Below are 22,561 nucleotides of genomic sequence, written 5' to 3' on the forward strand. Positions count from 1 at the left end.
CCATGATGAAACTCCGCTCTGCCATTGCAGCGATCGGCGTGCTTTTCGTCTGTTCAGGGCAACTCGGCGCGGCCGATCTGGCGACGCGGCCGATCAAGGGGCCTGTCCCGCCCCAGACCAAGGAGAGCGGCATCTGGGCGGCGATCGCCTATGCGAGCGCCAATGAGAAGCACGGCTTCTTCTGGGGCGCGGACAAGCGGCAAGAGGCGGCGGAGCTGGCGCTCGAGCATTGCCGGCGGGCCGGAGGCGAAGACTGCATCGTCGTGAGCGTCTTCCGCAATCATCGCCATTGGGACGACGATGACCGCACCGGGTTTCCCTATCATCACTGTGGCGCGCTCGCAGTCGCAAAGGACAAGGGCGACCGCATATCGAGCGACCGGGCCAGGCCTTGGAGCGCAAAGGCAGCCCCCACGCGCCAGCAGGCCGAGGATCAGGCCGTGCAGGCTTGCGAGCGGACAGGCACGCAATGCGCGGTGCGCGAATGGGTCTGCACGTGATGCGCCGCTGACGGCACGAACTGAAGCACGGCCTAAGCTTTTATTATCGATCGCGCCGCATTCGGGCGACACCATCCGAATGCGTCGCGTTTCCTCCGCTCAGGCGTTTTCCAGCTCCCGCTTCATCTCCTCCATGTCCTGGAAACGATCGGCGAGACGCGGATGGGCCCGGCTGCTGTCGCAAGCGCCGATCGCAACCAGGACCTCGTCGGCGGCCGGCGCATCCGGAATTTGGAAGTTCGCGGTCAGGAAATGCGAGCGCTTGCCGGTTTCGCTCTTGTGGATCATCGGCAGCGAGAGCAGCGCGCCTGGCGCATTGCGCGTATTGGTAAAGCTCAGATAGGCCGTGCCTTTGACGGCATCGCGAAACATGTTGCCGAAGCGCAGCGTGTGAATCAGCGCCGAGGCATGCTCGATCTCGCCATTGGTGCCGACTGCCGCGGCCTTGCCGTAAGCCTCGACCTGTTCGGCCGGCATCAATGCGACGAGACGCCTGGTCAGCTCGGTGCCGAGATGGGGCGCGATGCGCAGGATTTCGGGCCGAAGGTTCTCGACGAAACCCTGGCCCGCCCAGGGATTCCTCAGGACGGCGGCGACGATGACCATGCGAACCGGCCGGTCTGCAGCCTTGCCGCCTTCGATGAAGGTTTCCTCGACGAAGGTCGAGATCTTGCGCAAGCCGAAATCCATGGGGTGTTCACCTGTTGTGATAGTCCGATGCGACTGGAGGGTAACGGCCCGATCGCGCGAACGTCTTCCGTCGGATCGCCGGAAGATTCTACGGACGGACCCTGCGATGCGGGGTAAGGTCAGATGCTGGCGTGGGAGGATTGAATGCCGGATCAGGCATCGCAAATGCGTTCGTTGCGGGATGTCGCAAGCCGGATCAATTCCGACGGCGATCTCGAGACGATCCTGCGCGACCTCATCCATGCCGCCTGCGAGCATGGCGGCTGGACGCTGGGGTCGGTCATGGCGATCGACGCGACCCATGGCGAGGCGCATGTCATGGTGCGGCATGACCCGACGCTGTTGCGCCGGCCGCTCGAGAACCGCTGGGAGCTGGCGACGAGCCCCGCCTTGATCGCGCTGCAACGCAACGAGCCGGTCTATATCCGCGACGCTCGCGCCTCCGACGAGTTCCCCGGCTATCGACGCGAGGCCTTCGAGCGCGACTACCGCACGGTGCTCGTGCTGCCGATGAGCTGCGCCGATGCCGAGAACCGGCCGATGGTGCTGAACGTCGTCTCGCGCGGCATCACCGAGGTGTCGCCGGATGACCTCGCCTTCATGAGCATGATCGTCCATCTCGGCGGCATCGCGGTCGAGCGCGAGCATCGGATCAGGGCCCAACGCGAGGCGGCCGAGCAGTTGCAGAAGGCACTACAGACGCAGACGACGCTGCTTCAGGAGGTTCTGTCCGGTGGGTCGACCTCGGCGCTGGCGGCGATGCTGGCGGACCTCCTGCCGGCCCCCGTGCTGGTCGTCGATTTCTCCGGCAATGCGCTGGTCGCCAGCCGCTCGCCGGCACCGCTTCATTTCGACGACACGGCCTGGCAGCGGGCAATCGACACCAGCCTTGGCAGCCAGATCATCACAGCGGCGCGCGACGCCGTCGCCACGCAGCGCAGCGAACCGCGGGGCTTACGGCTCGATGACGGCGAGCGGCAGCTGCAGCTCACGGCCAGGATCGAGCCCCTGAATGTCGATGGGCAGGCCGTCGGCGCGCTCGTGATCTTTCCGACTGCGCAGGCTGCCGGCGATCTCGAGCGGCTCCTGCTCGACAGCGTGAAGTTCGCCCTGAGCGTCCAGATGATGCGCAGCGTCATCCGTTTCCGCTTCGAGACACGGACATTGACCGAGCTGTTCTTCGAGATCATCGAGCGCCGCTGGCGCGATGCCGACGACGTGCGCCTGCGCGGCCGGCGGCTCGGCCTCGCACTCGGCGCGCCGGCGCGCATGGTGGTCGTCGATTTTCCGGACATGCCGTCCCTGCCGGCCGACATCAGCGTCGATTGCCACCATGCGGTGACGCGGCTGGCACGCCAACTGAACGTTCCCGCAAGCGTCGTCGCCGTCGGCGGCGGACTGGTCTGCCTCCTGCCGCATGACGAGGACGGCGACCAGGAACGGATCGGACGCCTGGCGCGCCGCATGGTCGAGACGTTGCGGCACAGCTTCAACCGGGAGCCGATCGTCGTGCTCGGCGGCATCTGCGACGGTCTCGACACCTATCCCAAGGAATGGGAGCGCTGCTGGCGCATGATCCGCATCGCGCGCGCCTTCGGCCGCACGGGGACCCTTTCGGCCTCGGATTTCGGGCCGATGCCGATGCTGATCGGCGCGGCGGAATCGGCCGATGTGCGCAGCTTCGTCGATGGCAGCATCGGCGCGGTCGTCGCCCATGACCGCAAGCACGACACGCCCTATCTGGAAACGCTCGCTGCCTATCTGCGCGAGGGCTGCCGCGCCCAGGCTTGCGCCGATGCGATGGGGCTGCATGTGACGACGCTGCGTTACCGGCTGTCGCGCATCCAGGACCTGTTCGGCATCGACCCGGAGACGGCGGATCGCCGCTTCGCGATCGAACTGGCGATCCGGCTGCATGGCGTCATCGAGAACGGCAACGCCGCTAGCAGCTAGCACGGCCATGCCTTCCTGCTCTTCGCAGAGGAATTCTGCGAATCCATCCTTCTTTTCGCAGGAAGATGCGGACTGCATCGCCGCCTAGCCTTCACCGGTCCCGACTTGATCGAGGTGAAGCGCATGCTCGCTGCAGCCACTAACGCCCCCAATACGATCGATCCCGTCGCGCTGCGTCGTGCACTCGGGACGTTCGTGACGGGCGTGACCATCATCACGACCCGCGATGCCGACGGCGCGCCGCGCGGCATGACGGCGAACTCGTTCACCTCGGTCTCGCTCGATCCGCCGCTGCTGCTGGTCTGCGTCGGCAAGGGCGCGCACAGCTTCGCAGCCTTCAACAGCTCGCCCGCCTTCGCGGTCAACCTGCTGCATGAGGGGCAGATCGACGTCTCGAACCTGTTCGCCTCGAAGGCGGCCAACAAGTTCGACACCGTCAGCCATGACCGCATCCATACCGGCTCACCGGTCCTGACGGACTGCCTGACCTGGTTCGACTGCACGGTCCACCGCCGCGTCAATGCCGGCGACCATGTCGTGCTGATCGGCGAGATTCAGGCCTTCGGCACGAGCCCGTCACCGCCACTCGGATTCTGCCGGGGCCGCTACGCCAACGTCAAGGATCCGCTGCCACCGGGATGGCTCGCCTCGCATGGCATGATCGTGGGCTATCTCATCGAGGCCGATGGGCATCTGCTGTTGCGCTCGGACGGCAAGGGAGGCTGGGTGCTGCCCACGGCGATGCGCCGGATCGCCGATAACGAACTCAAGCTCGACGGCGGCGACGCGCTGACGCTGGTTCCCGACGACACCTTTCTCTACTCGGTGTTCGACGTCTCCGATGGCGACCCCGGATACCTGATCTACCGCGCCCGCCTCGCACAGGACGTCAGCTCGGCGCCCCTGTCGGCGGGGCTGAAATTCTTCCCCGTGGACCAGCTTCCCTACGACCAGATTCCGACGCGCGAGATCAGCGCGATGCTGCGCCGTTATGTGCGCGAGAGCGCCAGCAAGCGCTTCGGGATCTACATGGATTCCAACGATGGCGGGCGTCTCGCCATGGTCGGCGAGGCCCAGCCCTGGGCGCTACCTCCGCAATCCTGAGCCGGCAGAGCAGATATGCAGACCACGGTCAAAACCCTCGAAGGCTCACGCCAGGATCTCTTCATCGACGGCCGCTTCGTCGCGCCGAAGAGCGGCGTCTACCTGCCCTCCTACGATCCGACGACCGCCGAGCCCTGGTACGCCTTCGCGCAAGGCGATGCCGCCGATGTCGATGCCGCCGTGCGCTCGGCGCGCGCCGCGCTGGTCGACCCGGCCTGGCGGCGCATGACCCAGACCGAACGAGGCAAGCTGGTGCGCCGCCTCGCCGAGCTCGTGCTCGAGAACACAGACGAACTGGCGATGATCGAGTGCCGTGACAACGGCAAGCTGCTCAAGGAGATGCGCGCCCAGATGCGGGCGATCCCGGATTCCTATCTCTATTTCGCAGGGATGGCCGACAAGCTCCAGGGCGACACGATCCCGGTCAACAAGCTCGACACGCTGAACTTCAACCTGCGCGAGCCGATCGGCGTCGTCGGGATGATCATCCCGTGGAACTCGCCATTGATGATGCTGACCGGCACGCTGGCGCCCTGCCTCGCGATCGGCAACACCATCGTGGTGAAGCCCTCCGAGCACGCGACGGCCTCGACGCTGGCGCTGGCCGAGCTCGTGATCGAGGCCGGCATTCCGCCTGGTGTCGTCAATGTCGTCACTGGCGACGGCACGACCACGGGCGACGCGCTGACGCGCCATCCCGGCATCGCGAAATATGTCTTCACCGGCTCGACCTTCACCGGCCGCAAGATTGCCGGCAACGCCGCCGAAAACCTCGTGCCCTGCCAGATGGAGCTGGGTGGCAAGTCGCCCCATGTCGTCTTCTCCGATGTCGACATCGACAAGGCGGTGAACGGCGTCGTGTCCGGCGTCTTCGCGGCGGCCGGGCAGACCTGCGTCGCCGGCTCGCGCTGCTTCGTCGAGCAGCCGATCTATGAGCGCTTCGTCGAGGCGTTGGTCGCGCGCACCCGGCGCATCAAGGTCGGCCACCCGCTGATCGAGGACACCGATATCGGGCCGCTGGCGCTCTCCGCACAGCTCGCCAAGGTCGAGGATTATGTCGCCTCCGGCGTGCGGGAGGGCGCGAAGGTCGCGGCCGGCGGGCGCAAGCCGCAGGACGGCGAACTGGCGCGCGGCTGGTATTTCGAGCCGACGGTGATGACCGAGGCCAGCAACGACATGCGCTTCATGCGCGAGGAGATCTTCGGGCCGGTCGTCGGCGTCGTGCCGTTCAAGAGCGAGGAAGAGATGATCGCTCTCGCCAACGACACCGAATACGGCCTGGCGTCGGGCATCTGGACCCAGAACATCGACCGCGCGATGCGCTTCGCCCGCAACATCGAGGCCGGCACCGTCTGGATCAACACCTACCGCTCCGCTGCCTACATGTCCGCCAATGGCGGCATGAAGAACAGCGGCTACGGCCGCCGCGGCGGCTTCGAGGTCATGCGCGAGTTCTCGCGCCTGAAGAATGTGGTGATCGATTACTCGGGCGCCATGCAGGATCCCTTCGTGATCCGCTTGCGCTGAGCAGCCACGACAACAACGCCAGAGCAATTAAGTGTTCTGGATCATTGTTTTAACGCGTTTTCTTCACGCGAACCACAGGCCACTTCGCTCGAAAACGCTCCAGACCGGAGGAACGCCATGAAATTCGCCGTGTCCATCAGCATGGAACGCTTTTCGCCCGACGACTCCATGCAGGATGCCGTCAATAATTTCCGGACCCTGGCGCGCATTGCCGATGAAGGCGGGTTCGAGACGCTCTGGACCGCCGAGCACCACACCATCGAGTGCACGATCTCGCCCAATCCCTTCACGGTGTTGACCTGGCTCGCCCAGCACACCGACCGGATCAGGTTGGGCACAGCAACGCTGGTCGCCCCCTATTGGTCGCCGATCCGGCTCGCAGGCGAAGCGGCGCTTTGCGACCACCTGACCGGCGGCAGGCTCGAATTCGGTATCGCGCGCGGCGCCTATCAATACGAGTTCGACCGCATGGCCGGCGGCATCCCGCAGCAGGAGGGCGTCGCCTTCATGAAGGAGCTGGTGCCTGCGGTGCAGAAGCTCTGGGCCGGCGACTATGCCCATGACGGGCATTACTGGAAATTCCCGGTGGCAACCTCGGTGCCCAAGCCGTTGCAGCAGCCGCATCCGCGCATCTGGGTCGCGGCGCGCGACCCTGGCACCTTCGACTGGGCGATCGGCATCGGCGCCAACATCCTCTCGACGCCGCTCTCCTCGCCTCCAGCCGAGGTCGGCGTGCTCGGCGAGAAGTTCCGCAAGGCCCTGGCCGACCATCCCGAGCGGCCCCGCCCACGCCTGATGATGCAACGCCGGACCTGCGTCTATGACCGGCAGGAGGATTGGGAGGTCGCGGTGCGGCACTCCGTCGATTACGGGCGCTATTTCGAGAACCTGATGCAGAACATCGGCACCGTGACCAACGGCTTCCCCGAAGCGGTGCCGTTCGAGGCTGTGGCCAATCGCGCCAACTACAATCCGCAGGCCGTTCGCGACAATCTGATGTTCGGCACGCCCGACGAGGTCATCGAGAAGCTGCAGGTCTATGAGGACGCCGGCGTCGACCAGTACTGCCTCGGCTTGTCCTTCAACCTGCCCTTCGAACTGCAGGTGAAGACGCTGCGATTGTTCATCGACGAGGTGATGCCCCATTTCGCCGCCCGAGATCGGGATCGCGCGCGGGATCATGCGCAAACGGCGCCGCGCCGCGCCGCTGTGGGGCACTGAGATGGGTGCCGCGACAGGCGCTGCCCGCGTGCCGCAGACCGCTGGCGTCACGAGCCTGAGAGTTGGCGAGGTCACACTGAACTACCGGCTGCAGGGCTCGGGCGAGCCATTGGTCTGCATCCATGGCGTCGGCTCCTATCTGGAGGCCTGGGACGGCGTTGCCGAGCGCCTTTCCGACCGGTTTCGGATCCTGAGCTTCGATCTGCGCGGCCATGGCCGCTCGAGCAAGGTCAGGGGGCGCTACGAGATCGACGATTTCGTCGGGGACGTGCTGGCGCTCGCCGACCATGCCGGCTTCGAGACCTTCCACCTCGCCGGCTTCTCGCTGGGCGGGTTGATCGCGCAGCGCATCGCGCTGACGCATCCGGCGCGGCTCAGGCGGCTCGTGCTGCTGGCGACCGTGGCGGGGCGCACCGAGGAGGAGCGCGAGCGCGTTGCCGCCCGCCTCGCCGCCCTGCAGGCCGGTGATCGCGGTTCGCATTACGACGCCTCGCTGTCGCGCTGGCTCACCGAGGCCTTCCAGGCGCGCAACCCGGATCTCATCGCGACGCTGCGGCAGCGCAACGCCGAAAACGACCCCGAATGCTACGCCGCCGCCTATCGCGTGCTGGCGCAGACCGATTTCGGCGGTTTGCTCGACCAGATCCGCATGCCGGTCCTCATCGCGACCGGCGAGGAGGATGCCGGCTCCAACCCACGCATGGCGCGCCACATGCACGAGCGCATCAGTGGCTCGCAGCTGCACGTCCTGCCCGGCCTGCGTCACTCGATCCTGACCGAGGCTACCGAGCAGGTGGCCGCGCTGATGCGCGGATTTCTCAGCAGCAGCGCCGGAGATGCACAATGATCGTCGAGGAACGGATCTATCGTATCCGCAATGGGCGGATGGCGCGCTATCTCGCGCTTGTGAGGGATGAAGGCCTGGCGATCCAGCAGCCCATCCTCGGCCATCTGATCGGGTACTTCACCACCGAGATCGGCCTGCTCAGCCATGTCACCCATCTCTGGGCCTATGCCGATTTCGAGGATCGGGTGCGGCGGCGCCAGCAACTGGCTGACGATCCACGCTGGCAGGCGTTCCTCCCGCAGCTGTCGGAGAACATCGAGCAGGCGGAAAACCGCATCCTGCTGCCGACCGATTTCTCGCCGCTGCGCTGAGCGTAGGGACCCGCCGGAGCGTCACGGCGTTTCTTAGCGCTTTTCCGACAAGGGACGACGGCATCCGTCCTCCGGATCGCAGGAAGACGGGCCGCGCCGGCCGGCTCTTAATCGATCGCGGCGGGAGTCGGACAAGCCCGAAGACATCGGGCGCCGAAATGAGGGGTTTTCGGACATGACCGAGCGACTGCAGATTCAGAATCTGTACAAGATCTTCTCGGCGGCGCCGGAGGCGGCGCTGCAGATCCTCGCCAATGGCGGGGACAAGAGCACCGTGTTCGACAAGCTCGGCGCCGTCGTCGGGCTCAACAATGTCTCGCTCAGCGTGCCCCAGGGCGCCATGTACATGGTCATGGGCCTGTCCGGCTCCGGCAAGTCGACGCTCGCGCGCTGCATCAACCGGTTAAACGAGCCGAGCGCCGGGAAGATCCTGCTCGATGGGCGCGATATCGTTCCCCTAAGGGAAGAGGACCTGCGCGAGGTTCGCCGCACGCGCATCTCGATGGTCTTCCAGCATTTTGCGCTCCTGCCGAACAAGCGCGTCATCGAGAATGTCGAATTCGGGCTGAAGCTGCGTGGCGCCTCGCCGGCGGATCGCCGCCGCCGGGCCGACGAGGTGCTGAGCGTCGTCGGGCTTGCGCGCTGGGGCTACCATTTCCCCCATGAGCTGAGCGGCGGCATGCGCCAGCGCGTCGGCCTTGCCCGCGCGCTCGCGACCGATGCCGATATCCTGATCATGGACGAAGCCTTCAGCGCGCTCGACCCGCTGATCCGCACCGAGATGCAGGACGAATTGCTGCGCCTGCAGCGCACGCTGAACAAGACCATCCTGTTCATCACCCATGATTTCCAGGAGGCGCTCAAGCTGGGCACGCGCATCGCGATCATGTCTGAAGGCGAATTGGTTCGCGAGGGCACACCGCAATCGATCGTGCTGGAGCCGGGCAGCGACTATGTCGCGGCCTTCACCCGCGAGATCGACCGGGCCCGGCTCTTCGACGCCCGCTCCGTCATGCGCGAAGCCGCCCCGATCCTGCGCTCCGAGCGCGGCATCCTGGTGGGCGGCGCGGAGGCCGGCGATCCCGGTTTCGTTCTCGATGGCGAGGGCCGGATCCTCGGCGCGCTCGACGGCGCGGCGCTGGGCCATGCGCGCCAGAGCGGCGAAATCGGCACGCCGAGCAGTGATTACGTCAGCGTCCCGGAGAACGCCAAGCTCATCGAGGTCGCGCGCAGTTATCGCAATGGCCGGCCGATGGCGGTCATCGACGAGGATGGCAGGCTCGTCGGGACCCTGGGCGTCGGCGAGCTCCTCTCCCGCATGTCCTCGACCTCGCCCAAAACCGCCTCAGCCGGAGATCGCCATGTTTAAGGCCGACGATCTTGCCATTTTCCCGATCGACAGCTGGATCCAGCAGGGCGTCAGCTGGGTCGCGCTCAGTCTGCGCCCCCTCTTCCTCGCCATAAAATGGCCGGTCGAGGGCCTGCTCAGCCTGAACGATACGGTGCTGCACGCCATTCCGTTCCCGGTTTTCGTCGTCGGCTTCACGCTGCTGGCATGGCGCCTGGCGACGCCCGGCATCGCGGCCTTCAGCGCGATATCGCTCGTGGTGGTCGCGATGCTCGGCGTCTGGAACGAGGCGATGACGACGCTCTCGCTGATCTCGACCGCGATCGTGTTCTGCGCCGTCATCGGCATTCCGATGGGGATCTGGTGCGCCAGCAGCGACCGTGTCTGGAACGTGGTGCGGCCGATCCTCGACATCATGCAGACGACGCCGAGCTTCGTCTATCTGGTGCCGGTCGTCATGCTGTTCGGCGTCGGCACCGTGCCGGGCGAGGTCGCCGTCGTCACGGCAGCGGCGCCGCCCCTGATCCGCTTCACCAATCTCGGCATCCGCATGGTGGAGCACGAGATCGTCGAGGCCGGCCTCGCCTTCGGTGCCGACAAGCGCCAGCTCCTGTTCGAGATCCAGCTCCCCCTTGCCATTCCCACCATCCTCGGCGGCCTCAACCAGACCGTGCTCACCGCGATGGTTCTCTCCGTCGTCGTCGCGATGATCGGCGCCGAGGGGTTGGGTCTCGTTGTCCTCCAGGGCCTGGGCCGTCTCGATGTCGGTCGCGCCGCGGTCGGCGGCATCGCCATCGTGCTGCTGGCGATGGTGCTCGATCGCGTCACGCAGAAGCTGGCCGAGCCCAAGCGTGGCGGCGCGACGCGGACCTCGCTGCTCGCCACGGTGATGCGCCTGGTCAAGGGCGGTCGCCCGGAAGAACCGACGGCAACCGCGATAGCGGCAAAGCAAGCGCTCTAACGCAAGCCGCCAAGCGGCCTGCCCGGAGAATAGCCGGAGCGCCCGGGCGCGCCGGCGCGAAGACCCGCCGCGAGGCGGTCAGGGGACATCATAAAACGACCGAACAGGTCGACATCGCGAAGGAGAACGCAATGACTGGCATAACCGGATTGAAGACATTGACGGCTGCGGCGATCGCCATGACCGCGATCGCTTTCGCCACCGCACCTGCGGTTGCGCAGGAGCTTCCAGGCAAGGGCAAGACGATCCGCTACGCCCAGAGCGACAGCCTGGGCGCCAACTACGTCGTTGCGCAGATCGCGATGAAGGCGATGAAGCAGCTCGGCTATGAGGTCAAACTCAGCACCGTCAACACGACGCTGTTCTTCCAGGCGGCGGCGCAGGGCGACCTCGACCTTGCAACCGACGTCAATTTCCCGCAGCGCGAGCCCGGCTTCCGTGCGGTCGAGAAGCAGGCCGAAATCGTCGGCGCCGGCTTGATCGTCGGCGGCGGCATCAATGGCTATCTGATCGACAAGAAGACTGCGGCCGCCCACAACATCACCACCCTCGCGCAGATGAAAGATCCCAAGATCGCGGCGCTGTTCGGCCGCGACGGCAAGGCGGATCTGATCAATTGCGATCCCGGCTGGAGCTGCGGCGACGTCGTCGATTTCCAGCTCGACAAGTTCGGCCTCAAGGACACCGTGAAATCGATCCGCGGCAAATACGAGGCGCTGATGGTGGAGGCCGTCGCCCGCGTGAAACGTGGCGAGCCGGCGTTCTTCTATGCCTGGAGCCCATCCTGGATGAACAATGCCCTCATCCCGGGCGAGGATGTGGTCTGGCTGCCGACACCGGCTGACGCGCTGCCGCCCTCCGTGCCGAACAAGGGCTCGGCGCTGGTCAGCGGCGTCAAGGGCTGCGCCGGCGGGGCCGATCCGTGCCGCATGGCGATGTCGTCATGGAACTGGTCGGCTGTCGCCAATAAGGGGTTCGTCGCCAACAACCCGGCGGTGAAAACCTTCGTGGAGCAGATGAAGTTCCCGCTCGAAGACTGGTCGAACTGGGAAGCCAGCATCAACAAGAATGGCGGAAGCACCACCCTGGTGACCAAGATGGCCGATGAGTGGATCGGCTCGCACAAGGCTCTGTTTGAAGGCTGGGTCGAGGCCGCGCGCTCGACCAAATGAGGTCCGGTCCTTCGCAATCCGGGCCTGGGCGGCGTTCTCCAACTGCTCGATCGGCGTTGCGCGTCAGGCGCGTCCTCCGGCGGGGGAAATCACCCCCCGCCGACTGCGCCGCCAGACGGCCCGAGCAATGATCCCGGGACCTAGAGCATTTTCGAGCGAAGTGGACACCGGTTCGCGTGAAGAAAATGCGATAAAACAAGGTGGTAGAGTATTTCCGCGTTTCGGAGAAACGCGGAAATACTCTAGGCGGCGCCAATGAGGTCGCTGATCGCGGATTCCATGAGCTCGGTGGCCCGGGCGATCTGCGAGGAGGCGGTGTCGACGACCTTCGCGTCAGTGGCGATGATCGCACGACCGGTGGCGACTTCGCGACTGATCGCTTCCGGTGCCGGGCCACCCAGGAGCTTGCGACGCTGAACGAAGACGGCCGGGTCCATCGCCTGGGCGAACACCTTGTCGGACATGCGCGGCGCCGCCAGGCCGAGTTCGATCGCCGCGTCGTCGACTGAAGCCGTCGTCGCCTGGCGCGGAGCGATTCCGGCGGCGATGTTGCGGCGTACGAAGACGCTGACGATCTGGTGCGACGTGCGCCAGTCGATACCGGCCTCTCGCACCAGGGCGGCGGCCAGATCCGTCACCTGCGCCCAGTTGGCGCCGGCGCGCATGCCCATATGCGCGACATTGACCTTGAGGTCGCGCATCAAGGGAGAGAGCGTCTCCAGCCGGACGCCGAGTGCCTTGCCCATGTCCCAGAGGATCGCCTGGCTGTTGCGCCGCTCCATGATCGGGAAGCCGGTCGGGCCTTTCTCCGCCATCATCACGGTGGCGACGATGCCGAGCGACTGGGCTGCGACGCCCTTGATGTCCTCGAGCCCGTCCGGGTTCTTCTTCTGCGGCATGATCGAGCTCGTGCCGCAATAGCGGTCGGGCAATTCGACCATGGCGAACTCCATCGTCGACCAGATGAAGAGGTCGTCGGCGAGGCGGCCGATATTCTGGGCCAGCACGGCCAGCACGCCGGCATATTCCATCTCCAGGTCGTGACTGAGGATGGCGTCCATGGTGTGCGAGAGCGGGGCGTCGAAACCGAGCAGATCCGAGACGCGCTGGCGGTTCAGCGGGAAATCGGAGCCCGTCATGATCGCCGCGCCGGCCGGCGAGCGGTTGACGCGCGTGTAGAAGGAGAGCAGCCGCTCGGTATCGCGGGCAAAGACCACCTCGAACATGGTCAGCCAATGCGCATAGGTCGTCGGCTGGGCATGCTGGCCATGGGTATAGCCCGGCATCACCGTCGCGCGGTGTTCGATCGCCAGATCGAGCAGCGTCCCGCGCAGGACGATCAGGGCCGCCAGCATGCGATGGATGTGGTTGCGGAAGGTGATGCGCCGCGCGACCTCGATCAGGTCGCCGGAGCTGCGCCCGAGATGCAGGCGTCCGCCGATCTCCTCGCCCAGCGTCTTGGTCAGATAATGCTCGCCGGAATGCATGCCGCCATCGGCCTCGGCGCGCGCCGTCTCGACGCCCTGCGCCTCCATCTCGCGGAAGGCCTTGAGGATCGCGATAGCGGTCTGGCGCGGCAGGATGCCCTCCTCGCCCAGCATCAGCGCATGCGCCTTGTCGAAGGCATGGATCGCATGGACGGACTCGCCGAGCAGGCTCGAGCGGTGGAAATCGAGATGGGCCAGCGGCTCTTCGGTCAGGCGGGCGCCGGCGGTGCGGAACCCGCGATAATCCGAGGCTTTGGTCATGATCTTGCTCCAGTCAATCGGTGCGCCGGCCAGCGCCGACGTCATGAAAATCGAGATTTGCAGCTCAGCGCCCCGGCAGATGCAGCGCGCCCAGCAGCTCGGCCGGCTGCACGCCCCGGCCCAGGCGCAGCACCGCATCTTCGAGCGCAGCCGCCTGCCCCGCACCGAGGATCGGCGCCGCCAGCGAACGATATTTTGCGATCACGCCATCGTCGGGCAGCGGATTGGTGGCGGAGCCGGCCGGCACATCGATGCGCATCCGCCGCTGGGCGCCGTCCGTGAAATCGAGCACCAGCTCGGCCGCGACATTGGTCATGGGTTCGACGCTCTCGACCACCTCGACGCGGCGCGCCTGGTCGAGAACCGCGGGATCGCGCCGTACCGCTTCGCTGAACATCGGCAGGTCGGCCGCCCCGCGAACCAGCGCGACCGCAACCGCATAGGGCAGGCTCATCTGGGCATCGAGCAGGGTGGTGACGCTGGTCGCGGCGCACATGCGCACGATGGTCGGATGCACATTGACGCGAATGGCGGAGATGTTGCGGACGCTCGCCCCCTCCCCGCGCAAGCGCAGCATGGCCTCGACAGCCGCATGCGTGCCGCGACAGGAGGCATAGGGCTTGATCGAGGACCGGTGGATGCGCCAATCCGTGCCCAGACCACTGGTCAGTGCCGCCCAATCGGCCTCGTCCCGGGCATAAGTCGGCAGGAAGCCGCCCCAGGGCGCATCGAAGATCGCGGCCGGCCCTGTCATGCCGGAGCGCGCCAGCAGCACCGCCAGCACGCCGGAGGCCGCCGCATGGCCAGGGTGCAAGCGCTTGGTCATCGCGCCATCGCTCATGAACGCCCATGTCCCCGAGGCGAAGGATCCTGCGATCCCGAACGCATTGCGCGTCGTCGCCTCGTCGCAAGCCAGGAGGCGCGCCACGGCCGCGGCGGCCCCGAAAACCCCGCAAGTGCCGGTCGAATGCCAGCCGGCATTGTTGTGCGCATTGTAGCCGCCGGACGCCTCGAGCACGCGCCGGCCGAGATCATAGCCGATCGCGACGGCGGCGATCAGATCGCCCTCGTCAGCGCCGGCAGCGAGAGGCAGTGCGGCCAGCACCGCCGGCACCACCACCGCGCCGCTATGGTCGCAGCCGCTGGCATCGTCGAGCTCAAGCGCATGCGCCGCCGTGCCGTTGACGAGCGCAGCAGCGGCCGGCGCAGCAGTCTGCGCCCTGCCCCAGAGGAGAGCCGGGCCACTGTCGCCATAGGCGATCCGGGCCGTTGCGAAGGCGGCTTCCGGCTCGGGCTGCCGGACGCCTGCGAGCGAGGCGCCGAGCGTGTCGAGCACATGCCGGCGCACGGCGTGGATCGTCTCCGGCGGCAGATCCTCCACACGCACGCCGGCATAGAAGGCGGCGAGCGTCTCGGCGGCCGGACGGGTGTTTTCAGGGCGCATGCGATGATCCTCGGCTCTTCCAGGACCGCTTACTTCCGGCGGGGCTCGGCGTTGATCATCGTCGCCTTGACCGTGGCGTAGGGCATTTCCCATTTGTCGAAGATCTTGCCGTAGGTGCCGTCCTTGATCATGGCGTCGACCGCATCGGCGACGACGTCGCGCAGGGCGGAATTGCTCTTGGCGAAGCCGAAGCCGGCATAGTCGATGGCGACCGGCTCGCCGATCAGGGTGAACTTGCCGCGATCGGGCGAGTCCTTCTGCTCGTTGAGATAGCGGATCGCGTCGACACCCATCGCGGCCGCTACGACGCGGCCCTGCAGGAGCTGGACGCGGGCATCGGCGGTCTTGTCGACGAGCACGTATTTGACCTCTGGCAGGCCCTTGGCGACGCAGGTCTTCTGGTTGAAGTCCTGCATGCGGATATAGAAAATGCCGTTGCGGTTGACCGAGACCGGCTTGCCGCAGACATCCTCGACCTTCTTCAGATCGGCGCCGACGGCCGGCATGGTGAAGAGCTGCGTGCCGGTCGAGAAATAGTCGACGAAATCGGTCTTCTCGCGTCGCGCGGGAATATCGGTCATGCCCGAGGCACCCATGTCGATGCGAGCCGTATCGAGCGAGTTGATGAGCTGGTCGAAGGACTGCTCGCGCCATTCCACCTTGAGACCGAGACGCTTGCCGATCTCCTCGGACAGATCGATATCGAGGCCCGTCAGCTTCAGTGTCATCGGGTCCTTGAATTCGAGCGGCGGATAGGTCGGGCTCGTGCCGACCACGAGCTTTCCTGCCTCCTTGATCCTGGCGGGAACGCGCGCGGCGAGATCCTGGGCCTGCGCCGAGGCGCAGGCGAGCAAGGTCGCGATGCTGAAGCCGAAGGCCAGGCGAAGCGTGCTGTTCGTCGATGGCATGGGAATCCCTCTCATTGTCGTGCCGGGTTCGTGGAATTGAGCCGCTGCAGGAAATCGCGGGTGCGCGGCATCTGCGGGTTGGCGAAGAGCTCGGCAGCGGGCGCGCATTCGACGAGCTGCCCCTGCTCCATGAAGGCGACGCGGTCGCAGACGTCGCGGGCGAAGGCGAGCTCATGCGTGACGACGACCATGGTGCGCCCGTCCCGCGCGAGTTGCCTGATCGTCTCCAGCACCTCGTCGACCAGTTCGGGGTCGAGCGCCGAGGTCGGCTCGTCGAAGAGCAGGATGTCGGGCTGCATCGCCATGGCGCGGGCGATGGCGACGCGCTGCTGCTGCCCGCCCGAAAGCTGCACGGGATAGCGCTCATAGAGCCCCTTCAACCCGACGAGGTCGAGCAGCCGGCGCCCTTCGGCTTCCGCCTCAATACGCGGGGTCTGCTTCACGACGACCGGCCCGCGCACGACGTTTTCGAGCGCCGTCATATGGGCGAACAGGTTGAAGCGCTGGAAGACCATGCCCGTGCGCATGCGCTGAGCCGAGAGCTCCCTGTCGGAGAGCTCGTGCAGGCGTCCGTCGCGGAAGCGATGGCCGACGAACTCGCCATTGACGTAGAGATCGCCGCCATCGACCGTCTCAAGGCTGTTGAGGCAGCGCAGGAAGGTGCTCTTGCCGCTGCCGGACGGGCCGATGATGCCGAAGACCTCTCCCGGCTTCACCTCGAGCGAGATGCCGCGCAGGACCTCGACGCTGCCGAAGGATTTGCGCAGGTCGCGGGCCAAGACTGCCGGGATCGTGACTGCGGGAATGGTGGCCGCCGGGGTCATGCCGGCTCTCCCTGGATCGCCGGAGCTGCCCCGGACGTCCGGCGCGCGGCGCGGCCGAGATGGCGTTCGAGCCAGGACTGGCCGATCGACAGCAGTGTGACCGTAGCGAGATAATAGATCGAGCAGACGATCAGCATCTCGATGACGCGGTTGTTGACGAAATAGATCATCGACGCCGTGTGCATGATCTCGTTGTAGGAGATCACCGCGGCGAGCGAGGTGTGCTTGAGCATGCCGATCACCTCATTGCCGATCGGCGGGGTGATGACGCGCAGTGCCTGCGGCAGCACGACATGGCGCATCACCTGCGGCCCGGTCATGCCGACGGCCTTCGCCGCCTCGACCTGGCCGGCATCGACCGAGGTGATGCCGGCACGGATGACCTCGGCGGTATAGGCCCCCTGACAGACGCCGAGGCCCAGCAACGCTGCCAGGAAAGGCGTCATCACATCGACGGTGCGTGCTTCCCAGAGGCCGGGGATGCCCATTGTCGGGAAGATCAGCGCCAGGTTGAACCAGAGCAGGAGCTGGAGATAGACCGGCGTGCCGCGGAAGAACCAGATGTAAGCGCCTGCGACCACGCGTGCGACCGGATTGACTGAGAGCCGCATCAGAGCCGCGATCAACCCGAGCAGGATGCCGAGCGCCATGGCCAGGATCGTCATCAGCATGGTGTTGGCGAAGCCGGTGACGATGGCCTGCGCCGTCAGGAAGCGACCGACAAAGGTCCATTCGATCTGCCCGAGCGCGAAAGCGCGGACGATCAGGGCCAGGCCGACGAGGCACGCGATCGCCACGACCCAGCGCGAGGGATGGCTGAGCTTCACCCGCGCGACATTCGCTAGGACAGGCAGTTCGGAATCTGTCGTTGTCGCGCTCATGGCGCCAGTCATCCTTTCAGCTGGATCATTCGTTGCGCGCAGATGTGCCGTCACGACATGTCGAGGAAGCGGTCGAGCCCAAGCAGCCATTCGATCGCGAGGACCACGCCGATGCTCAAAAGGATCAGCAGCGTCGCCATCGCTGCCACCGTCGGGTCGTCGATGTCGCGGATATAGCTGTAAGCCTCGACCGGCAGCGTCGTCGTGCTGATATTGGTCAGGAAGACGGCTATCGAGAAATTGTCCATCGCCTCGACAAAGGCGAAGGTGCCGCCGGCGACGAGGCCCGGCGCAAGCTGCGGCATCGTCACCCGCCAGAACGCCGCAAACGGGCTCGCGCCGAGATTGCGCGCCGCCTTCTCCAGATCGGGATCGAGCCCCGACAGGTTGGCGACCAGCGGGCGCAGCACCAGCGGCAGGGTGAAGCAGATCATCGCGACCGTGATCGGCCAGAAGCCGGGGCCGATGCGCGTCTGCGCGACGAAGCTGAGCGCCGCCGTGCCGCTGATGACGCCGGGCACCAGGAGCGGCGCCGAGATCAGCGCCATCATCAGGTCCCGGCCGGGAAAGCGATGCCGGACCGCGACGATCGCAGTCGGCGCGGCGATGGCGAGCGCCACGACGGTGGTGATGGCCGAGATCGCCAGCGAGTTCTGCAGTGCCGCCATGAAACGGTCGTTCTCGAAGAAGCGCTGGAACCATTGCAGCGTAAAGCCCTGCGCCGAGAACAGCGCGTAATTGTTGCGGCTCAGCGCGTAGAGCACGATGAAGGGCAGCGGCAGCAGCACGAAGACGAGCGTCGCCAGCCCCCAAACGGTGACGACCGCCGAAACCGGCCGGGTATGATCGATGGCGCGGCGCGTCATGCCGCCTCCCCCGCGAAGCGCACCGCAACGAGGCGGCGCAAGCCCCCGACGACCGCAAGCATGAGCAATACGAGCAGGAAGAACAGCACCGCCAGTGCCGCTGCGGAGGGAATGTCGTAGCTTGCCTGGATGCGGTCATAGATCGCTGTTGCCAGCACATGCACGCGCCCGCCGCCGAGCATCTGCGGGAACAGGAAGGCGCCAAGCGAGAGCGCGAAGCACAGCGAGGTCGCAGCCGCCAGCCCCGGCAGCGAGAGGGGCAGCGTGACGGAGACGAAGCTGCGCAGCCGCGAGGCTCCAAGATTGCGCGCGGCGTGTTCGAGCTGCTCGGGAATGGTCCGCAATGCGCCAAACAGCGTCAGCACGAAGAAGGGCAGCACGAAGTTCAAGACCGAGACGACGACGGCGAACTCGTTGTTGATCAGCGCCGCCCTCGGCAGTCCAACCGCCCGCAGCCCCTGGTTGATCAGCCCCTGATTGCCAAGGATGATCAGCCAGGCATAGGCACGCGTCACCCCGCCGGACAGGAATGTCGCGACGAGGCAGAACAGGATGACGCGGCGCAGGCTGCGGGAGTGGGAGCGCGCCAGGACGCGAGCCAGCGGGTAGCCGAAGAGCACGCATAGAACGGTGATCTCGGCCGAGAGCCGCAATGTCGTCAGGACGGCGCGCCAGGCGCCTTCGGAGCCCAGGAGCCTGGTATAGTTCGCCAGCGTCGGCGGCCCGTGGAACACGGCGCTGCCGGGATCGAGCACCATCAGGCTGACGCTCGCGAAGGAGGCCAGCACGACCCCAAACAGCGTCAGGACCAGCAGCGCCGGCAGCATGAGCAGGATGGTGGCGCGGCTCATGACGCCAGCACCGAGCAGCGGCTGGCCGCGAGCCTGATCGAGACGGCGGCGCCAAGTTCGAATGGTGGCGCATCGCGGCGCACCTCGGTCACCGTCACGGTCAGGCCGGTTGCGATCGCCACCTCGTAGCGTACGGATGCGCCGAGCATCTGGACGAAGCCGATCGTGCCTTCGATATCACCCTGCCCGGGCGGCAGCACGGTGATCGCCTCGGACCGGATCGCCAGCGTGACTGCGCCGGGTTTCGCAGCGGACGCCTGGACCCCGACAATCCGCTGGCCGGCCAGCTCGACGACATCCTCGCCGTGGAAGCGCCCGGGCAACAGGTTCTCGACGCCGGTGAAGGTCGCGACATAATGCGTCCGTGGATGGTCATGAATGTCGAGCGGCGTGCCGATCTGCTCGATGCGCCCCTCCTTCATCACCGCAATGCGGTCCGACAGCACGATCGCCTCGCGCTGGTCATGGGTGACCATCACCGTGGTCAGGCCGAGATTGCGCTGGAGCTTGCGCAATTCGACCTGCATTTCCTCGCGCAGATTCTGGTCGAGCGCGCCGAGCGGCTCGTCGAGCAGCAGCAGGCGCGGCTCGGTGACGACGGCGCGCGCCAGCGCCACGCGCTGGCGCTGGCCGCCGGACAGCTGCGCCGGGCGCCGCTCTGCCAATTGCGTGATGCGCACCAGCGCGAGCGCCTGCTCGATGCGCCTGGCGGCTTCCACCTTGGGAACCCGCGCCATGCGCAGGCCGAAGCCGATATTGTCGCGCACGCTCATATGCGGAAACAGCGCATATTGCTGGAAGAGCATCGCCGTGCGGCGCTTCTCCGGCGGTGTCACCAGAATCGAGGCGCCATCCAGCCGGATATCGCCAGCGTCAGGCACCACGAAGCCGGCGATCGACTGCAGCAGCGTCGTCTTCCCGCAGCCCGACGGTCCGAGCAGGGCGAGCACCTCGCCCGGCTCGACCGCGAGCGAGACGCTCTCGACAGCCTTGACCGCGCCATAGGCCTTGGCGACGCCGTCGATCTCCAATCGGGACGAGGATGGGGTGCTCATCGCGTAAACCGCTTTCTTCAGGGTTTTGGGTCCGCGGGAGCGCTACTTCGCGATGGCCTTGTTGAACTCTTCGGTCCATTCGCCGAGGCGCTGGTTGATCTTCGCCTCGTCGAAGGTCACGGCGTTCTCCGGCGTCGGCAGCACCTTCACCAGCGCTTCGGCCGGGGCGACCTCCTTGTTGACCGGGCCGAGATTGTAGATGTCGGTCATGTGCTTCTGCCAATCGGCGGCAAGCGAGCGGTTGATGAAGGTGGCGGCGGCGTCCTCATTGCCGTTCTTGACCATCATCATGCCCTCGAAGATCAGCGGCGTCGGCTTCGGGCTGACCATCGCGACCGCGATGTTCTGATCGGCCAGTTCCTTCACCGCCGAGGGCGAGCCGATCATCGCCATGATCTCGCCGCGCGCCAGCGCCCGGCGGGCGTTGGTGTCGGAGGAATTGAACATCGCGACATGGTCACGCATCTTGCCGAGGAACTCGATGCCCGGCTTCACATTGTCGATCGAGCCGCCGTTCAGAAGCGAGGCGATCAGGATGGTGCGGCCGGGATAGACGGTCGGCGCCGGCAGCGCGATGGCGTTCTTGAAGGCCGGCTGGAAGATGTCGCTCCAGGCTGTGACCTTGCCTCCGGGCACCAGATCGGGCCGGTAGACGATGCCGGTTGGGAAGTACCAATAAGCGACGAACATGTCGTTCGAGGCGCCGGGGATCAGCTTGCCGAGATTGGGCAGCTTGTCCTTGGGGAGCGGCACGAACAGCTCCTTGTCGGTCGCGGCGCGCATGGCGATGGCCTCGCCGGTGAACCAGACATCGACGCCCGGGCTCTGGCGCGAGGCCTGCAGCTTTGCCAGCCCCTCGGCGGAGCTGTTTTGGATGATCGGCACGATCTCGATGCCGGTCTCCTGCTTGAAGGCGGGCGCCAGCGGCTTCAGCACGCGCTCCCAGGTCGAGCCGAAGGTCATGACCTTGACCTGCTTGCCCTGGGCGAAGGCATTGGACCCGGCGCCGAGAACCGCCGTGGCCGCGATCGCCGCCAGCAGGCAGCGCCTGGAAATTGTTGTGCTCGATGTCATGACCGTCCCCTTTTCATCATTGGTTGGCGTCATCTGCTCTGCTGAAAACCAGCCGACCGGAGCTCATCACCCAGGCGATGCGGTCGTCCTCGCCGATGAAGACGAGGTCTGCATCCATGCCCGGCGCGATGCCGCCCTTGCGGCCGGCAAGACCCAGCACCCGGGCGACGTTGCTCGTCACGAACGGCAATGCCTGCGCCCAGCCGAGCCCGCCCTCGGTCGCGAGGCGCTTGAGATCGCGAAACAGGATCGATGGTGGCACGGCGACGAAGCCGCCCTGCCCGCCCGCCGCCGGCACGGCCACACCAGCGTCCGACGACAGGGTGATCCGGTCCTCCGGCACGCCGGCATCGAGCGCGCGCTGCACGGCCTCGACAGCGTCGAGACCCGCGGGAATGCCGTCTCGCGGCCCCAGACAGCAGGTGAAATCGATGATGCCGCCAGCGTTGGCGAAGCGGATGCCCTGCTCGAAGACGGGCGAACCATCGGGAGAGCGATTGACATGGGTCGGAACCGCCTGTGCCGGCGGGAAATCCATGCTTTCGACGAGATCGAACAGCGTGGTCAGCCCGCTTTGCAGCCGGCCGACATGGAGATGCAGCACCGCAGCCTTGCCGCTCATCGCCTTCGCTTGCGCCAGCTCCCCCGCCAGAGCGGCGAAGCCGGGAAAGTCGAGATTGGGGAAGGCGCGCTCGGCAATCGCGCTCTTGGCGCCGATGACCTTGTCGACCAGGACGATGTCCGAGCGCACGCTCTGCGTCAGACAAGGCGCCGGCAGCGCCATCGCGCCGGAATAGATGAAGCTGGTGAGCCCGGCCCGGTCGAGCTCATGCGCCTTGCGCAGGAGCAGCGGCAAGGTCTTGGCCTCGATCTCGCTGCCGAGCAGCCCGACGGCCGTCGTGACCCCGGCCGAGGCAAAGGCCTCGAAGGACAGTTCGGGCATGCGTGCGTGGGGCCCATCGCCCTCGCCGCCGCCGATGAAATGAACATGCTGGTCGATCAGGCCCGGAACCAGCTTGCCAGCAGGCAGCCTTACCACTTCGACGAGGCCGGGCAGCGTCGCGGTCGCTGCCAAATCAGGCCCGATCGCCAGGATCCTGCCGCCGCCGATCAGAATCTCCTGCGACCCGATCGCAGCCGGTGCGAACACCTCCGGCGCGCGCAGCAGCCGCAATGGCGCCGCGCCTGCGCTCATGACGATGCCTAAACCGTGACGGTCTCCACGGCTCATTGCGATCCCCTCTATCGCGGCGCCCGCATGGCGCTCGCCAACCGG

The 22,561-nt window shown here is 66.3% G+C and carries 21 protein-coding genes; 10 read left to right on the forward strand and 11 right to left on the reverse strand.

Annotated features, from left to right (window positions below):
• Window positions 1-5 precede the first annotated feature (5 nt).
• Window positions 6-500, forward strand: a complete 495-nt coding sequence (locus CYD53_RS24655) for a DUF4189 domain-containing protein (protein WP_103720769.1) — start codon at window positions 6-8, stop codon at window positions 498-500.
• A gap of 99 nt (window positions 501-599) precedes the next feature.
• Here CYD53_RS24655 and CYD53_RS24660 read toward each other — a convergent pair whose 3' ends face one another.
• Window positions 600-1,190 carry an amino acid synthesis family protein gene (locus CYD53_RS24660; protein WP_103720735.1) on the reverse strand — a complete coding sequence of 197 codons (591 nt, stop codon included), beginning with the start codon at window positions 1,188-1,190 and terminating at the stop codon, window positions 600-602.
• A gap of 165 nt (window positions 1,191-1,355) precedes the next feature.
• Here CYD53_RS24660 and CYD53_RS24665 point away from each other — a divergent pair, with 165 nt between their 5' ends.
• The 9 genes from CYD53_RS24665 to proX all read left to right on the forward strand — a co-directional run bounded on the left by CYD53_RS24665 (window position 1,356) and on the right by proX (window position 11,634).
• Window positions 1,356-3,143, forward strand: coding sequence for a helix-turn-helix domain-containing protein (locus tag CYD53_RS24665; protein ID WP_245928417.1), 1,788 nt, complete (start codon window positions 1,356-1,358; stop codon window positions 3,141-3,143).
• Window positions 3,144-3,266: 123 nt separating this feature from the next.
• Window positions 3,267-4,247, forward strand: a complete 981-nt coding sequence (locus tag CYD53_RS24670) for a flavin reductase (protein ID WP_103720770.1) — start codon at window positions 3,267-3,269, stop codon at window positions 4,245-4,247.
• A gap of 15 nt (window positions 4,248-4,262) precedes the next feature.
• On the forward strand, window positions 4,263-5,774 hold the full coding sequence (locus tag CYD53_RS24675) for an aldehyde dehydrogenase (RefSeq protein ID WP_103720737.1): 1,512 nt from the start codon (window positions 4,263-4,265) through the stop codon (window positions 5,772-5,774).
• Between the two features lie 117 nt (window positions 5,775-5,891).
• Window positions 5,892-6,995, forward strand: coding sequence for an LLM class flavin-dependent oxidoreductase (locus CYD53_RS24680; protein WP_103720738.1), 1,104 nt, complete (start codon window positions 5,892-5,894; stop codon window positions 6,993-6,995).
• A gap of 1 nt (window position 6,996) precedes the next feature.
• Window positions 6,997-7,842: an alpha/beta fold hydrolase gene (locus tag CYD53_RS24685; protein WP_103720771.1), complete on the forward strand. Its 846-nt coding sequence runs from the start codon at window positions 6,997-6,999 to the stop codon at window positions 7,840-7,842.
• On the forward strand, window positions 7,839-8,153 hold the full coding sequence (locus CYD53_RS24690) for an NIPSNAP family protein (protein ID WP_103720739.1): 315 nt from the start codon (window positions 7,839-7,841) through the stop codon (window positions 8,151-8,153). The genes CYD53_RS24685 and CYD53_RS24690 overlap by 4 nt, the downstream gene beginning before the upstream one ends.
• A gap of 175 nt (window positions 8,154-8,328) precedes the next feature.
• The gene (locus CYD53_RS24695) at window positions 8,329-9,522 is read left to right on the forward strand and encodes a quaternary amine ABC transporter ATP-binding protein (RefSeq protein WP_103720740.1); all 1,194 of its coding nucleotides are present in this window, start codon (window positions 8,329-8,331) and stop codon (window positions 9,520-9,522) included.
• Window positions 9,515-10,462 (forward strand): ABC transporter permease, encoded by a 948-nt coding sequence (locus CYD53_RS24700; RefSeq protein WP_103720741.1) that lies wholly within the window; start codon window positions 9,515-9,517, stop codon window positions 10,460-10,462. The genes CYD53_RS24695 and CYD53_RS24700 overlap by 8 nt, the downstream gene beginning before the upstream one ends.
• A gap of 131 nt (window positions 10,463-10,593) precedes the next feature.
• Window positions 10,594-11,634 (forward strand): glycine betaine/L-proline ABC transporter substrate-binding protein ProX, encoded by a 1,041-nt coding sequence (gene proX / locus CYD53_RS24705; protein ID WP_103720742.1) that lies wholly within the window; start codon window positions 10,594-10,596, stop codon window positions 11,632-11,634.
• A gap of 242 nt (window positions 11,635-11,876) precedes the next feature.
• Here the strand turns inward: proX and argH are convergent, their stop codons facing one another.
• The 10 genes from argH to CYD53_RS24755 all read right to left on the reverse strand — a co-directional run bounded on the left by argH (window position 11,877) and on the right by CYD53_RS24755 (window position 22,516).
• Window positions 11,877-13,382, reverse strand: coding sequence for an argininosuccinate lyase (gene argH, locus CYD53_RS24710; protein WP_181012012.1), 1,506 nt, complete (start codon window positions 13,380-13,382; stop codon window positions 11,877-11,879).
• 64 nt (window positions 13,383-13,446) lie between these two features.
• Complete coding sequence (locus tag CYD53_RS24715) at window positions 13,447-14,826, reverse strand: MmgE/PrpD family protein (protein WP_181012013.1); 1,380 nt, start codon at window positions 14,824-14,826, stop codon at window positions 13,447-13,449.
• A 29-nt stretch (window positions 14,827-14,855) separates the two neighbouring features.
• A complete protein-coding gene (locus CYD53_RS24720) occupies window positions 14,856-15,734 on the reverse strand; it encodes an ABC transporter substrate-binding protein (RefSeq protein WP_103720745.1) in 879 nt (292 codons plus the stop codon).
• Window positions 15,735-15,745: 11 nt separating this feature from the next.
• The gene (locus tag CYD53_RS24725) at window positions 15,746-16,558 is read right to left on the reverse strand and encodes an amino acid ABC transporter ATP-binding protein (protein ID WP_103720746.1); all 813 of its coding nucleotides are present in this window, start codon (window positions 16,556-16,558) and stop codon (window positions 15,746-15,748) included.
• On the reverse strand, window positions 16,555-17,451 hold the full coding sequence (locus CYD53_RS24730) for an amino acid ABC transporter permease (protein WP_181012014.1): 897 nt from the start codon (window positions 17,449-17,451) through the stop codon (window positions 16,555-16,557). Before CYD53_RS24730 ends, CYD53_RS24725 begins: the two co-directional genes overlap by 4 nt.
• Window positions 17,452-17,489: 38 nt before the next feature.
• Window positions 17,490-18,305, reverse strand: coding sequence for an ABC transporter permease (locus CYD53_RS24735; RefSeq protein ID WP_103720748.1), 816 nt, complete (start codon window positions 18,303-18,305; stop codon window positions 17,490-17,492).
• Window positions 18,302-19,156, reverse strand: a complete 855-nt coding sequence (locus CYD53_RS24740) for an ABC transporter permease (RefSeq protein WP_103720749.1) — start codon at window positions 19,154-19,156, stop codon at window positions 18,302-18,304. The genes CYD53_RS24735 and CYD53_RS24740 overlap by 4 nt, the downstream gene beginning before the upstream one ends.
• Window positions 19,153-20,211: an ABC transporter ATP-binding protein gene (locus CYD53_RS24745; RefSeq protein ID WP_103720750.1), complete on the reverse strand. Its 1,059-nt coding sequence runs from the start codon at window positions 20,209-20,211 to the stop codon at window positions 19,153-19,155. The genes CYD53_RS24740 and CYD53_RS24745 overlap by 4 nt, the downstream gene beginning before the upstream one ends.
• 42 nt (window positions 20,212-20,253) lie before the next feature.
• Window positions 20,254-21,285, reverse strand: a complete 1,032-nt coding sequence (locus CYD53_RS24750; protein ID WP_103720772.1) for an ABC transporter substrate-binding protein — start codon at window positions 21,283-21,285, stop codon at window positions 20,254-20,256.
• A gap of 16 nt (window positions 21,286-21,301) precedes the next feature.
• Window positions 21,302-22,516, reverse strand: a complete 1,215-nt coding sequence (locus CYD53_RS24755) for an amidohydrolase family protein (protein WP_210202426.1) — start codon at window positions 22,514-22,516, stop codon at window positions 21,302-21,304.
• Window positions 22,517-22,561 lie beyond the last annotated feature (45 nt).

This window comes from Allobosea psychrotolerans, from assembly GCF_002917105.1.
Classification (GTDB): domain Bacteria; phylum Pseudomonadota; class Alphaproteobacteria; order Rhizobiales; family Beijerinckiaceae; genus Allobosea; species Allobosea psychrotolerans.